Below are 15,705 nucleotides of genomic sequence, written 5' to 3'. Positions count from 1 at the left end.
ATTGAGTCAATTTCAACAAAATCACCAATAAAAAAAAGGACGCGGGTCGCGTCCTCTTTTTTATAAATCTTTCACTCTTAATACACGCATTGCATTTAACACTGCAAGTAGTGTCACACCAACATCTGAGAAAACAGCTTCCCACATTGTTGCAATACCAAAAGCACCAAGTAATAACACAATCCCTTTTACACCTAGAGCAAAGATGATATTTTGCCACACTATACTTCTTGTACGTTTTGCAATTTTTACAGCTGTCGCAATTTTTGAAGGCTCATCAGTCATAATAACAATGTCTGCCGCTTCAATTGCTGCATCTGATCCTAAACCACCCATCGCAATACCAACGTCTGCACGGGCTAATACTGGTGTATCGTTAATACCGTCACCAACGAAGGCAATTTTTTCTTTTCCGTGCTTCGCTGCATCAATTTTTTCAATCTCTTCTACTTTTTGTTGCGGTAGTAATTCCGCATGAACTTCATCTAAGCCTAATTCTTTACCGACAGCTTCACCAACTGGTTTTGCATCACCAGTTAACATTACTGTCTTTTTAATACCTAGTTCTTTTAACTTTTGAATCGCTTGTTTCGAATCCTCTTTTACCTCATCAGAGATAACAATATAACCCGCATATCTTCCATCTACAGCAACGTGAACTAATGTACCTACTGTTTCTGGTTGCTTAAATTCAATATTTTCTTTTCTCATTAATTTTGCATTACCTGCAAAAATTTCTTTTCCTTGTACTTTTACGACTGTACCGTGACCAGAAATTTCGTTATAATCATCGATTATTTTTTCATCAATTGATTTTCCATATGCCTTTCGAATAGATTGGGCAATTGGATGGTTAGAATATACTTCAGCAAATGCCGCATACTCTAATAACTCTTCACTTGTAGTACCTTCACTCGGTTCCATTTTTGTAACTTTGAAAACACCTTTTGTTAATGTTCCTGTTTTGTCAAAAACAATATATTTTACATCATTTAAAGCTTCTAAATAGTTACTACCTTTTACTAACACACCACTTTTAGATGCACCACCGATACCTCCAAAGAATCCAAGAGGAATGGATACAACTAACGCACATGGACAAGAGATTACTAAGAACACTAAAGCTCTATAAATCCACTCAGAGAATGTAGCTCCTTCTAAAATAAGTGGTGGAATAAACGCCATGATCGCCGCTGTAATAACTACAACTGGAGTGTAGTAACGTGCAAACTTCGTAATAAAGTTTTCCGTTGGTGCTTTTTTACTGCTTGCATTTTGAACTAAATCTAAAATTTTTGATACAGTGGATTCACCGAATTCTTTTGTAACTTCAATTGTCAACACACCATTTTGGTTCACAAAGCCACTTAATACATCATTTCCAACTTCTACTTCACGTGGTACAGATTCACCTGTTAATGCTGAAGTATCTACCATTGATGTTCCTTCAATTACTTTTCCGTCTAACGGCACTTTCTCACCTGGCTTAACGATAATATAATCGCCAATTTTTACATCTTCTGGTGATACTTGCTTCGTTTCATTTCCAACCTTTACATTCGCATAATCAGGACGAATATCCATTAATGAAGTAATTGATTTTCGGGAGCGGTTTACCGCAATACTTTGGAATAGTTCTCCTACTTGATAAAATAGCATTACTGCTACAGCTTCAGAATATTGTTGAATTGCAAAAGCTCCTACAGTTGCAATTGCCATTAAGAAGTTTTCATCAAATACTTGGCCACGAGTTATGTTTCTTATCGCTCTCCAAACGATATCTCCACCTATTAATAAATAAGCAAGGACAAATAACGGAATTGTTACCATTTGTGGTAAGCCCGCTAATGCAGCAATTGCTGTCAAAATTCCGCCGACCACTAATCTCCCTACCATCTTTTTCACATTTGCTTCACCATGATCGTGACTATGTCCGTGGTCATGACCGTTCTTCTCTTCACGAACAACTTTCACATCTGGTTCTAACTTTTGAACGACATTTGTTATATTTGCTACAGTCGCTTCTAGTTCTCTTTTATTCGCAACTTCTACTCGTAATTTCTTCGATACGAAATCAACAGTTGCTTCTGAGACAGCTGGCATTTCCTTCACTTTATTTTCAATTTTCATTGCACAGTTCGCGCAATCTAAACCTTCTAATATAAATACTTCTTTAGCAATTTTATTTTTTTGTTCTTCTTGAACTTTAATATGCGGTTCTAATTTTGTAACGAGTTGTTTTGCTTCCGTAACAACTTCGTTTTCTTTATTTTGTGCTGTTTCTAAGATCATTGTCTTTGTTGCGAAGTTTACAGAACAAGAATTTACCCCTTCTATATTCCCAACACCTTTTTCAATTTTCATTGCACAGTTCGCACAATCTAAACCTTCTAACATCAGTTTCTTTTTCACCAATGCTTCAGCCATCGTTCTCCCTCCTCGCGTTCTTTTATTCTTCTTCGTTTACGTGTTCAAACGCTTGCTCGAAGATATGAATTACGTGCTGGTCAGCTAACGAATAATAAACAACCTTTCCTTCTTTACGATTCTTCACAAGTTTCGCTTGCTTTAACACACGAAGCTGATGCGAAATAGATGATTGTGTCATTCCTAATAAATAAGCTAAATCACAAACGCACATTTCAGCTTCAAATAGCGCATGTAATATTCTCGTACGTGTACGGTCACCTAATACTTTAAATAGTTCTGCTACTTTACTTAAACTTTCATCAGTTGGAATTGTTTGTTTTACTTGCTCTACAACTTCTTCATGAATTATCGTTTGAGAACATGTCTCTTGTGGTGTTTCTACTTTATTTCCAGCCATTATAGCTCACCTCTTTAATTGAACATATGAACAATCATTCATATATCTTATACTCTTATTATATGAGCGTCCACTCATATGTGTCAATGAAATCTGAATTTTTTTTATGAACATTCCGTTCACATTTTAATAAGTCGTATACATATTTTCCGCACTCTCTATATTCTCATACAAAAAAGGATGCACAATTCGCACACCCCTTTTTACTTACTTTTCATTTTTCACCGCATCCACAATTAAAGAAACAAATCCTAACTGATTATCCCGATTTCTATGGTCAAAACGTTTCGAACGATAAATAAATCCATCTTTCTCATTCCAATCATTATAGTGAAACTTACCATTCTCATCACAGTATTCTAAGAGCATCACTTGAAAACCTGCTGATTCAAACATGGACGTGATTGTTTTATAGTTATGAACAATTTTATGGCTTGCTGCAGGATGATCTAATGGACCAGGTCCACCTACTTGTACCCCTTGCTGATATTCTTCATCTGGAAAAAATGCATCTGGTACTGCACAACGAATATATCCATTCTCTATTAAAAACTCATAACAAATTTTTGCAGCTTCAATTCCTTCTTCATATGATAAATGCTCCCATACATGTTCTGCCAAAATTACTGATAAAGAATTAGGTTGAAATTTATCAAGCCAAGTTTCTCTCCGTAATAAATTTAATTCTTCTTCATTCGTATGTAACCAACCAGGGTTATTATTATAACCCTCTGCTCCAACAACAACTTTTGTTTCTTCCATTTTGCCCCCACCCTTTTTTCATATTCCGACATAAAAATTCAACAAAGTAATATACATCCCCTTTATTTCAACAAAAGAAAAAGCCTTGCGCGCTCCCTAGACGCACAAGGCTTACTATACTTATATCCCTTTTAATTAGCTTGTTCTAAATTATCCTGCGAACTTCCATCGTCTTTTAAATGACTATGTTTTTTCGAATAAACAAAGTATACAACTACTCCGATTGCTAACCAAGCACCGAAGTACATCCATGTTTTTAATGGTAGATTTACCATTAAGAATAGACAACATGCAATCGAAATAATCGGCAAGATCGGTACAAGTGGTACCATAAATCCACGTTGTAATTTTGGATGTGTTTTACGAAGAATAATAACTGACACACCAACCATCGCAAATGTTAACAACGCTCCAATATTCGCTAAATTCGACAATTCTTTTAAATCGATAAATCCAGCAATTAAAGCACTACCAATTCCTGTTAACCAAACTGTAAATGTTGGCGCTTCTGTCTTTTTATTAATTTTCGCGAAAGATTCTGGCAATAAACCGTCACGGCTCATCGCGAAGAATACACGTGTCGTTGCATAAATGTAAGCAAAAATTACTGCCATAATACCAATTACAGCTCCAATTGCGATTATACCAGCTACTTTATCTTGTCCTACAACTTCTAACACATATGCCATAGCTTCTGGTACATCTAATTCTTTATAAGAAACCATCCCCGTCATAACGAGACAAACTACAACATAAATGATTGTACAAATGACTAACGAAGCGATAATACCAATCGGTAGATCACGTTGCGGATTTTTTACCTCTTCAGCAGAAGTTGCTAATGCATCAAATCCTAAGAAAGCAAAGAATACTGCTGCTCCCCCCGCGAAAACTCCACTTAAACCGTACGGTGCAAATGGTATCCAGTTTTCTGGTTTCACGTAGAATACACCAACTGCAATGAATAAAACAACGATACCAATTTTAATTAATACCATTATGTTATTCACGCGTTTACTTTCTTTCGTACCTCTTGATAATAACCAAGTTATAACTAATGTAACGATAACTGCTGGTAAATTCACCATACCACCTTGAGACGGAATCGTTAGCAGTGCTTTTGGAATTTCAAGCCCTAATCCACTCACTAAGTTATGGAAGTAACCAGTCCATCCGCCAGCTACTGCGGCAGTCGTTACAACATATACGGATAGTAATGTCCATCCCATTAAATGAGCTACAAACTCGCCAATTGTTGCATATGAGTATGTGTACACACTACCTGAAACAGGAAGTGTAGAAGCAACCTCTGCGTAACATAATGCTGCAAATCCACAAACGATGGCTGCAATCATGAATGAAAAAATAACTGCTGGACCAGCATCTCTTGCTGCTACTAATCCAGTTAATACTAGAACTCCTGTACCAATTATCGCACCAATCCCTAGCATTGTTAGGTCAAATGCCCCTAGCGTTTTCGTCAAAGTTTTACTTTTACTTTCCCCTAACAATTGCGTAACGGATTTCTTTTTAAATAGGTTGGCCACGATGTATGCCCCCTTTTGCCAAGAAGAGCTAAGAGATCTTCACTCTTAGCTCTTATCATGTTGTTTTATATATTGTTCGATTTTGTTTTGTATAATGCTTCTATTAGCAAGATACTGTTTCTGCTTCTAATAATTCTTTAGCACCTTTGTACTCTACACCGTGAGCTTCTGCAACTGCTTCAAATGTTACATAGCCATCTAATGTGTTAATACCTTTTAATAGTGCAGTGTTGCCTAGGCAAGCTTCTTTGTAGCCTTTGTTAGCAATTTGTACTGCATATGGTACTGTTACGTTTGTTAATGCAAGAGTTGATGTACGTGGAACCGCACCTGGCATGTTTGCAACTGCATAATGAACAACGCCGTGTTTTTCATAAGTTGGGTTATCATGAGTTGTAATACGATCAGTTGTTTCGAAAATACCACCTTGGTCAATCGCGATATCTACAACAACAGAACCTGGTTCCATTGATTTAATCATTTCTTCTGTTACAAGTTTTGGAGCTTTTGCACCTGGGATTAATACTGCACCGATTACAAGATCAGACTCTTTAACAGCTTCTGCAATATTGTAAGGATTAGACATTAAAGTTTTTACTTGGTTTCCGAAAATGTCATCTAATTGACGAAGACGTTCTGCGCTTAAGTCGATGATTGTTACATCCGCACCTAGTCCAACTGCAATTTTAGCAGCATTTGTACCAGCTTGTCCACCACCGATGATTGTTACTTTACCACGTTTAACCCCTGGAACACCTGCAAGTAAGATACCTTTACCGCCTTTGTTTTTCTCAAGGAATTGTGCACCAATTTGTGCAGCCATACGACCAGCTACTTCACTCATAGGTGCAAGTAATGGTAATGAACGATTTTCTAATTGTACTGTTTCATATGCAATAGAAACAACTTTTTTCTCGATTAAAGCTTTTGTTAATTCTGGCTCTGGAGCTAAGTGTAAGTATGTGAATAAGATTAAGCCTTCACTGAAGTGTTTGTATTCGCTTTCAATTGGTTCTTTAACTTTCATAACCATTTCCATGTTCCAAGCTTCTTCAGCTGTATCAACAATTTTTGCTCCCGCTTCAACATACTGAGCGTCTGTGAAACCAGACCCTAAACCTGCACCCTTTTGAATGAATACTTCGTGATTGTTACGAATTAAATGTACAACACCTGCTGGTGTCATTGCCACACGGTTTTCGTTGTTTTTAATTTCTGCTGGTACCCCAATACGCATAATGAAATGCCCCCTTATAATTAACAGAAAAAAGAGATTCTTTTTTCTTTTTGTAATAATTAATAACTTATGTCCTTATTCTAGCATAACTTAAAAGTTATGAAAACGCTAACATACCATTTTTATAAAGTTTATATATTTAGAATAGTGTAAATATATAAAACATTGATTCTATTGGGGGTTTCGTGACATTTCATTATCTATCACTCTATTTTTATTATACCTCTTCAAAATAAACAGCAACCTTTTATTATTTGACAATAATTTAACAATGTAAGAAACCTAAGCGATAACGTATACATATACAGTTATTATTTTACTCAATACTTTAGAGATATATTCTTTTCAAAAAAAAAACAGCTACTAGCATTTAGCTAGCAGCTGGGTAACTTATAAATAACTTAGAAAATAAATCATCTGTCGTTTCAGTAATTTTATCAAACAGATCACTTTCTTCCGCTTCTTGCTCTTTTAACATCTTAATTGTTTCACGTGCATCTTCAGGGTAATCGGTTATGATACCATCTACGTTCAACTTATAATATGCCTTTAAATTTTCCATATCATTTACTGTCCATACGTAAATTGGTTTGTTTAACTTCCTTGCTTCTTTTACTAACTTCTTATTTAACATATATTCTTCTGCTACGTAAAAGTCAGCCTTCACATTCTTTAAGTTAGCTCTACTTGCATACAATATATACCCTACTTTTATATCTGGATTTGCACGCTTAAACTCTTTAATAAGTGGATAGTGTAACGTTTGAATTACACATTGCTTCTCAAATTCATTATCTTTAATCGTTTTTAAGACTTTGTTTACAAAATCTTTTTCGCCCCCATGAAGCTTCACTTCTATATTAAGTTTGATTTTGCCATTTGCTAGCTTAATGATTTCATCAAGTGTACTTATTTGTCCTGAAAGTCCATCTTGACTAAGGGTAAGCTGCCTTAACTCAGCCATCGTTAAATCTGACACATGCACATTGGCATTTGCGAGACGTTTCAGCTTCAAATCATGTATAACCGCTAGTTCACCGTCTTTCGTTTGTAATACATCTATTTCAGCGTAGTCTGCTTTTGCATCAATAGCACCTTGCACAGCTTCTTTCGTATTTTCTACACCTTTTGATATATACCCGCGGTGCGCCATAATAATCGGTTCTTTATATGAATTTGAAATAAACGTTACAATGAAAGCAACGACCATTCCGGCAGTAATAATTCCTACAATGTATACGCCAATGAATTTCCAACGATGTTTTTGGAAGAAACATTTATCTGCTTTCGTTTTCGAATAATCTAATCCTTCTTCTAATAAAACATCCTCAACCGGTACCTTTTGTAAGTATAATCGCGTAATCGCCATAATATAAAATGGCGTCACGATAAAGCTGAATAAATACAATGTGCTCGTTAAAAATACAGAAATCGTTGATTCAGCTAATAATGCAAATGTTCCTTTCGGGTTTGTAAATTCATAAACACCCCATAGGCACAATAAATATATTCCCAAAAACACGACATATACAATTCCAATTGAAATAAAAAATCCTACTAAAAAGAATAGTACTTTAAAAAAGCTTTCCTTTACTAAAGTTGCACTTTTACGTGCTGCCACGCGAAATGGTTTTTGCTCTAAAACAACAATGGGTAGAACGAAAATCCATCGAAGATTCAAATACGCGACTACAGCAAAGAACGTGTAATAACCAACTTGTCCCATCGTTGTCTTAAACAGTTCTCCTGTAATAAAGTTAGGAATTTGAATTTGCGGGATTAACGCCGTTTCATATCCCATATTTAAAAGAGGCAACAATACGACAGCATATAAAATAAATCCTGGTAAGCAATATGTGAAAAGAGTAGGTAAATACGTTACCGTTTTATATAAAATCGGACGTAATTTCACCTTCTGTCTTTTATGAGCGAAATACGAAATAATAATAAGCACCGCAAATTCTGTAAAGATAAGAAACAGTGCTAACAATGATAAAATTACGATTGCTAAGATGCCATAAGGCGTCTTTAAAAACGCTAATAATTCATCATTTGTCGCATTTGCATAACCAGCAAAATACAATAACTTATTAAAAATGATTCCAAATAGTGGAACAAACACAATCGCTGCTAATAATTTATAAGCAAGTTGAAAAGTTAATACATTCCAAAAAGCAAATTTAACTGTTTGAAAGGAATGTCTCATTACTCCTGGTATAGATAGTTTTTTACGGTGTTGCATATATTCCTCCAAATTCTAAAACGGTATTTGAGATGGATTCCATATTTCAAGTTCTAATCCATCTTTTTAATAATAATATATTCCGCTTAACATGAACACTCTTATACATATAATGAAAAAAGTGATGGCTACTTCCCATCACTTTTTCATTTATTCTATTTTTTCTCTAGGCCTTGTCCAAATGCTTTCAAGAAGCTAAAACCGAATGTAATAGCTCTATTGATATCTGGATCTTTTAATACTTTAAAGAAATCCATTACTTTTGTTTTTTTACCACTATTTAATTCATCTGTTGCAAATTGCAATCCTGTAACTAAACTTGACGTAATTTGCTTCGTTATTTCTGGATCAACTGAAGATAACGCTTCTCCTGCCCCCATCATATTGTTGAGTGCATTTTTAACTGGTTCACGATTTAATTGCTCCACAGCGATTTTTGAAACATCTTCCTTCGCAGCAAGTAAACTAATTGCTGCATCTAATATACCAGCCTTCTGCAACTGTGCTAAAAGCTGCATCGTTTCTTCTACTGCTTCACGATTATTAGATAACTCATTTAGAAGTTCATCTGCTACTTGCTGTTTCTGTTCTTCCTCTGTTACAACTTTCTTTTTAATTACAGTAATTTCTTTCGCCACTATCTCCGCCCCCTAGTCCACAAGTGATACGTATTGTTTTCTTTGCCATTTTTGCTGGATTTCAACACCATTTTGCGGATTACGCTTTTTATCTCTCGGGTTTGAAGATGGTAACGGACGATTCCCTTTTTCACGTAGTACACGCATCTTTACCATCGTTTGTTTATACGCTGGTGTACACGTATAAAGATCTGTCGCCGTTCCAGTTAAAATATTGATTGCCTCTTCATTTACTGTTGCATGCATCGGTAAATATAGCTCTTTCCCCGTTACACGATCTGTAACAAGTGCCTGTACTTTAATTTTCCCAAATGGTGATGCTAATTCTACAAGACCACCATCTTTCACATTGCGCTCTAGGGCAAGTTCCGGGGAGATTTCAACGAACACTTCAGATACTTTAGATAAAATACCAGCCGATTTATTCGTCATATTCCCTTCATGGAAATGTTCTAACATACGTCCATTATTTAAAAGTAAATCATACTCATCTGGCGCTACAACTGGTGGTATCCATTCATCTAATGATAAACGAGCGAGTTTATCTGGGAAGTTAAATCCGTCTACATATAATAGCGGTGTATCGCTACCATCATGACTACCCCAACATAAACTATTCCATCCTTCTAGACGGTCGTACGTTGCTTGAGAGTATAACGGTGCAAGTGACGCGATTTCGTCCATAATTTCACTTGGACTTTCATAATTCCAATCCCCGCCTAGTGCACGAGCAACTTTTTGTAAAATCCACCAGTCTGGTTTTGAATCACCAAGCGGCTTCAATACTTCATATAATCTTTGAATGCGGCGCTCTGTATTTGTAAACGTTCCTTCTTTTTCTAAGCTTGGTGCCGCTGGTAAAATAACATCAGCAAAACGAGCTGTTTTCGATAAGAACATATCTTGAACAACAAGGAAATCTAAATTCGCTAAAATATGTTGTACATGGTTGGCATTCGAATCTACTAAAGCCATTTCTTCACCCATAACATACATACCACGCAGTTTTCCTTCATCTGCCGCAAGTAACATTGCAATATTATTTAAGCCTGGTGCTTTCGGAATTGTAGTACCGTATGCTTTTTCAAATTTCGCACGGAGCGCATCATCTGAAACCGCTTGGTAACCTGGAAGCCAGTTTGGTAATGTTGCCATATCACAAGCGCCTTGTACGTTATTATGTCCGCGTAATGGGTATGCTCCTGCACCAGGACGACGATAGTTACCCGTAACAAGCAATAGATTTGAAATTGCTGCTGAAGTTGTACTTCCTCCAGTATTTTGAGTTACACCCATTCCCCAAAGTACACAAGTACCATCTGCTTCATATACCATACGAGCCATTTCTTTCAGATTTTCTTTCGAAATCCCCGTGATTTCTTCTGTATAATCAAGCGTATACTTTTCTACCATTTTGCTATATTCATCAAAATTCTTCACATTTTCAGCTATGAATTTTTTATCGTGCCAATCTTGATCAATAATATATTTCGTAATACCAGCGAGCCATACGTAATCAGTTCCTTGGCGCGGATGAATGAATAAATCCGCACGCTCTGCCATTTCATGTTTACGAAGGTCTGCCACAATTAATTTTTGGTCATGTAATTTATGTGCACGTTTTACACGCGTTGCAAGTACAGGATGTCCTTCTGTTGGATTTGCTCCAACGATAATGACAAGGCCTGCTTCCGCAATATCTTTCACTGTTCCAGCGTCCCCGCCCATACCGACAGTTTTAAATAAACCGTCTGTTGCTGGAGATTGACAATAACGGGAACAGTTGTCTACATTATTTGTTCCATATATTTGACGGGCTAGTTTTTGCATAAGATAATTTTCTTCATTCGTTACTTTCGAAGAAGAAATAAATCCAAATGCATCACTTCCATATTCTGATTTAATATGCTGCATATTGGATGCAACAACTTCAAGAGCCTCTTCCCATGAAGCTTCAACAAACATATCTCCTTGGCGAATTAATGGCTTCGTAATGCGATCTTCACTGTTTACAAAATCCCATCCAAATTTGCCTTTTACACATGTGGAAATACCGTTAACCGGCGCATCTGAAACAGGCTGTACTTTCAAAATGTGGCGGTCTTTCGTCCATACTTCAAATGAACAACCTACACCACAAAATGTACAAACTGTTTTTGTTTTATTCACTTTCGTCTTACGCATCGCAGCCTCTACTTCTGAAACTGCTAAAATACTACTATATCCAGGTTCTACATCCTTTACAAAATCAATCATCGGATCTAACACATCCGGTTTCAATCCTGTCATGAATCCAGCTTCACCCAGCATTGTTTTTTCCATTAACGCATTACATGGACATACTGTTACACACTGCCCACAACTTACACAAGATGAGTCATTTATACTTACACCATTGTCCCATATAACACGTGGACGGTCTAAGCTCCAATCAATCGATATAGTTTCATTCACTTGTAAGTTTTGACATACTTCTACACACTGCCCACAAGCAATACATTGATTTGGATCATATCGATAAAATGGATGTGACATATCCACTTCACACGCACTTACTTTCGGCTCATACGGATATTTCTGTTCCTCAATTCCCATCATATGTACTGTATTGTGGACTTTACAGTTACCATTATTGTTATCACAAACAGTACAATACAATAAATGATTCTCTAATATCCGATCCATTGCCTCAGTCTGTGCCTCTTTTGCACGCTGGGACTGTCTTTCAATATGCATACCATTCTCTAATTTCGTTGAACAAGCACGCATTAACTTCCCATTTACTTCTACAATACACGTATCACAAGTTTGAATTGGATCTACTTCTGGTACATGACAAATTTGAGGATGTTCCAAATTACTCTCGTTAAATAATTGTAGTATCGTCTTTTCACCTGATGCAAAAAATTCTTTACCATCGACGGTTACACGGACTGTCTGTTCTGCCATAGTTTCCCCTCTCCTTACAACCAACTGTACAACACAATTATGAATCCGTTTTCAAAATCGCATTACTGTACATATTTTTGAAACGCTCTACCCAAATACTTTCTTATGAAGTCGATTCTAGATGTTATAAGGTATAACTACGAAAGCTTGAAATTATCACTATTCTACAGTTCTATTATATCGTACATATACAATAATAACCAAAATAATCTGTGATCTTCTTGTTAATAGGTGTTTTTATTTTTTCCATTGTTTTATGATAAATGTGGGAGAGAAATACATATAAAAGGGGAATTTAATATGGGGCCTACGCAAGAGACTTATACAATTGTACGCTATCAATCTGGTACATTTTCAAAACAGCTTGATGAGATTGTTACAGAATCTCCTATTACTATTAAGTTGAATGGTGAAGAATATGTAACAGTCGTATGCACACCAAATTATATTGAAGATATGGTAATTGGTTTTTTAATTTCTGAGGGGATTATTTCTTCCTATAAAGATGTTGAAGAACTATGGGTTCAAAAAGATAACGGAATTGTCCATGTAAAATCATCAAAAGTGAATCCGCTCTATCAAACTTTATATAATAAACGATACATCACTTCTTGCTGCGGAAAAGGTAGACAAGGTTTTATTTTCGTAAACGACGCAGCAAAAGCAAAAGACTTACATGATATACATGTAAAAATTACTCCTGAAGAATGCTTTCACTTAATGAATACCTTGCAACAATCTTCTACTACATTTCGCCAAACTGGCGGTGTTCACAATACCGCGCTATGTGATCGAAACAATATCCTCCTATCAAGAATGGATATTGGAAGACATAATGCATTAGATAAAATATATGGTCATTGTTTGCGTAACGATATATCCATTAAAGGAAAAATCATCGCATTTAGCGGACGTATTTCATCCGAAATTTTACTCAAAGTTTCAAAAATCGGATGTGAAATTGTTCTATCTAAATCCGCTCCAACAAAACTGGCATTGCAACTTGCCCATGATTTAGGCATTACAGTCGTAGGATTTATTAGAAATGAATCTTGTAATATTTACACACATCCAAAACGAATTGATGGCTATCAATCCAATGTTTAAAAAATAACTCCTCAATCGAGGAGTTATTTTAGTTATAAAAATGTAACATATTAAACACTTGAATAGTTAACAAAGTTAATATATAATTTCATTACATAATTAAAACAAAACATTGTAGCATATATCTTTTCATTCTTTTACAAATTAAAAGAGAATACTAACAAAACATATACTCAATCTTATAAAAGTAATGGATTTATTTGAAATCCACCAGGGAGGTTACAACTATGGAAATTCGCTTATTAACAACAGAGGACGTAGAAATATATTTAAAAGTTTGTATGGAAGGTTTAACGAAGAATCCGGAAGCTTTTAGCTCTTCTTATGAAGATGTTCTTAAACATGAAAATCCTGTGGCTGCTATGGCTAAACGATTAAGCAATCCGGATAAGTATACTCTAGGTGTCTTCAAAGATAATGATTTAATTGGTATCGCTACTTTAGAAACAAAACCATTTATTAAACAAGAACATAAAGCAAAAATTGGCTCCGTTTTTGTTTCCCCAAAAGCACGTGGTCTCGGAGCAGGACGAGCTCTAATTAAAGCAATTATTGAAAATGCCGATAAATTACATGTAGAACAACTCATGCTTGATGTTGTAGTTGGTAACGTTGGTGCAAAAAAATTATATGAGTCATTAGGTTTCCAAACTTACGGCGTACAAGAGCGTTCATTAAAACACAATGGTCAATATTGGGACGAGGAACATATGGTTTTGTTCTTAAATGATTAATACTTCAATATAAAGTGAAACTTTACTCAGTGTTTTTTTTCCATTCCCTACTGAGTATTAGTTGAACCAATCGGGCTTTTACGGGCAGTTATCGCCCACCTAACTCCCTCGCATTCGCTGAATTTTAAGGTGGGAGTTACTGCCCACAAATAGCGGGGTAGTTTTCCAAAAACATCTTTCTTAATAAGAAAGATGTTTTTTTGCATTACAACAATGTAATCTTCATGTCACCTTTATCGATCGTACCAATCCTTACCATTCATTATACTAAAAATATAAAGTGAAACTTTACTCAGTGGGGAACTACATCCCACGCTGATCGCATGTACTTGATATGTAGAGGAGAATGTGATATGAAACAAAACAAACGAGCTATGCTTTTAATATTTACTACAGCAATTGTAACTTCTGGGTTAGCAATTTTACCTTGGTTTATCATATAGGAATACTCCCCTAACAATGAAAAAAGCTGATTGCTCCTTAAGAAGCAATCAGCTTTTTTATATTATAAAATCCCCAAAATTTTATTTACGCAACTTATAATAATAATCATAGATACGGCAACACACATGACAACCGTATTACGATCTTGCTTTTCTTTTTTTGAAATTTCTTCTTTTGAATTCATGTGTATGATCTCCTTTTAAAAAAAGTGTGAGATAGGAAATTTTTCTTATCCGATGCGAGGTGAATACGAAAACCCTCTCTATCTCACATACACAATAGAATGGAATTGTCATTTTATAAATAAAATGACATGACGTTATGTCGCAACATAGGGTATTTTGTGTCGCTACGTTTTCTATTATAAAAAATAGTTGTGCAAAACTAGTGCATTTTTTATGTCAATTACTCTGAGCGAAAAATAACTCTTCCACTCAATCACATAAAAAGAGTTTTTTATTATTTTCATGTAAACTATACAAGTAGAATGAACAGTTTGGGGTGCACAAGATTATGGTAAAAATTTTATTAGTAGACGATGAAGAACGTATGTTACGATTATTAGATCTGTTCTTAAGCCCTCGCGGCTATTTTTGCATGAAAGCTACCTCTGGCCTTGAAGCACTAAATTTAATCGAACAAAAAGAATTCGATATTATTTTATTAGATGTTATGATGCCAAATATGGATGGATGGGATACTTGCTATCAAATTCGTCAAATTTCCAATGTTCCTATCATTATGTTAACAGCTCGTAATCAAAACTACGATATGGTGAAAGGCCTCACGATGGGCGCAGATGATTATATTACAAAACCATTTGATGAGCATGTATTAGTCGCACGAATCGAGGCTATATTACGCCGTACAAAAAAAGATGGCTTTGTTAGTTTCAATGGTATTGAGTGGGATAAAACGAAACATACTGTCACAGTTTATGATGAAAAAATCTCATTAACTCCTATCGAATTTTCGTTACTCGGACTATTTTTGCAAAATACAAACCGTGCTTATAGCCGAGATGATTTAATCGAAAAAATTTGGGGCTATGAAACAGATATCGAATATAGAACAATTGATTCACACATTCGTAATATCCGTGATAAACTACGCAAAAAAGGATTTCCAATTGAAGATTACTTAGAAACGGTCTATAAAGTCGGATATAAATGGAAAAGTGAATAATTACTTCGGTCAGTGGGAAATCGTATACCACTG

General features: G+C 35.5%; 12 protein-coding genes. 3 read left to right on the top strand and 9 right to left on the bottom strand.

Annotated features, from left to right (window positions below; all coding sequences use genetic code 11):
• Nucleotides 1-60 precede the first annotated feature (60 nt).
• The 8 genes from MHB52_RS03110 to fdhF all read right to left on the bottom strand — a co-directional run bounded on the left by MHB52_RS03110 (nucleotide 61) and on the right by fdhF (nucleotide 12,202).
• Nucleotides 61-2,427 carry a heavy metal translocating P-type ATPase gene (locus MHB52_RS03110; RefSeq protein ID WP_000796559.1) on the bottom strand — a complete coding sequence of 789 codons (2,367 nt, stop codon included), beginning with the start codon at nucleotides 2,425-2,427 and terminating at the stop codon, nucleotides 61-63.
• A gap of 22 nt (nucleotides 2,428-2,449) precedes the next feature.
• Nucleotides 2,450-2,827 (bottom strand): ArsR/SmtB family transcription factor, encoded by a 378-nt coding sequence (locus MHB52_RS03105; RefSeq protein ID WP_000918378.1) that lies wholly within the window; start codon nucleotides 2,825-2,827, stop codon nucleotides 2,450-2,452.
• Nucleotides 2,828-3,034: 207 nt separating this feature from the next.
• Nucleotides 3,035-3,589, bottom strand: coding sequence for a class I SAM-dependent methyltransferase (locus MHB52_RS03100; protein WP_000393176.1), 555 nt, complete (start codon nucleotides 3,587-3,589; stop codon nucleotides 3,035-3,037).
• A 131-nt stretch (nucleotides 3,590-3,720) separates the two neighbouring features.
• Nucleotides 3,721-5,136: an amino acid permease gene (locus MHB52_RS03095; protein ID WP_001284890.1), complete on the bottom strand. Its 1,416-nt coding sequence runs from the start codon at nucleotides 5,134-5,136 to the stop codon at nucleotides 3,721-3,723.
• Between the two features lie 103 nt (nucleotides 5,137-5,239).
• On the bottom strand, nucleotides 5,240-6,373 hold the full coding sequence (gene ald / locus MHB52_RS03090) for an alanine dehydrogenase (protein WP_001219744.1): 1,134 nt from the start codon (nucleotides 6,371-6,373) through the stop codon (nucleotides 5,240-5,242).
• Between the two features lie 370 nt (nucleotides 6,374-6,743).
• Complete coding sequence (locus tag MHB52_RS03085; RefSeq protein ID WP_001164705.1) at nucleotides 6,744-8,615, bottom strand: glycerophosphodiester phosphodiesterase; 1,872 nt, start codon at nucleotides 8,613-8,615, stop codon at nucleotides 6,744-6,746.
• Nucleotides 8,616-8,770: 155 nt separating this feature from the next.
• Nucleotides 8,771-9,253: a DUF1641 domain-containing protein gene (locus tag MHB52_RS03080; RefSeq protein ID WP_001040540.1), complete on the bottom strand. Its 483-nt coding sequence runs from the start codon at nucleotides 9,251-9,253 to the stop codon at nucleotides 8,771-8,773.
• Between the two features lie 12 nt (nucleotides 9,254-9,265).
• Nucleotides 9,266-12,202, bottom strand: a complete 2,937-nt coding sequence (gene fdhF, locus MHB52_RS03075; protein ID WP_000840636.1) for a formate dehydrogenase subunit alpha — start codon at nucleotides 12,200-12,202, stop codon at nucleotides 9,266-9,268.
• Nucleotides 12,203-12,502: 300 nt separating this feature from the next.
• On the opposite strand from fdhF, the gene fdhD reads away from it, so the two are divergent.
• Both fdhD and MHB52_RS03065 read left to right on the top strand, forming a co-directional pair.
• Complete coding sequence (fdhD, locus tag MHB52_RS03070) at nucleotides 12,503-13,309, top strand: formate dehydrogenase accessory sulfurtransferase FdhD (protein ID WP_000529230.1); 807 nt, start codon at nucleotides 12,503-12,505, stop codon at nucleotides 13,307-13,309.
• Nucleotides 13,310-13,536: 227 nt separating this feature from the next.
• A complete protein-coding gene (locus MHB52_RS03065; protein WP_061664089.1) occupies nucleotides 13,537-14,043 on the top strand; it encodes a GNAT family N-acetyltransferase in 507 nt (168 codons plus the stop codon).
• Between the two features lie 505 nt (nucleotides 14,044-14,548).
• Here the strand turns inward: MHB52_RS03065 and MHB52_RS03060 are convergent.
• Nucleotides 14,549-14,671 (bottom strand): hypothetical protein, encoded by a 123-nt coding sequence (locus tag MHB52_RS03060; RefSeq protein WP_001085005.1) that lies wholly within the window; start codon nucleotides 14,669-14,671, stop codon nucleotides 14,549-14,551.
• Between the two features lie 329 nt (nucleotides 14,672-15,000).
• Here MHB52_RS03060 and MHB52_RS03055 point away from each other — a divergent pair, with 329 nt between their 5' ends.
• Complete coding sequence (locus MHB52_RS03055; RefSeq protein WP_000238959.1) at nucleotides 15,001-15,672, top strand: response regulator transcription factor; 672 nt, start codon at nucleotides 15,001-15,003, stop codon at nucleotides 15,670-15,672.
• The last annotated feature ends 33 nt before the right edge of the window (nucleotides 15,673-15,705 follow it).

The sequence above is a fragment of the Bacillus sp. FSL K6-0073 genome, from assembly GCF_038006085.1.
Classification (GTDB): domain Bacteria; phylum Bacillota; class Bacilli; order Bacillales; family Bacillaceae_G; genus Bacillus_A; species Bacillus_A cereus.
The sequence above is the reverse complement of the archived record's forward strand: the minus strand, read 5'-3'. Positions and strand labels throughout refer to the sequence as shown.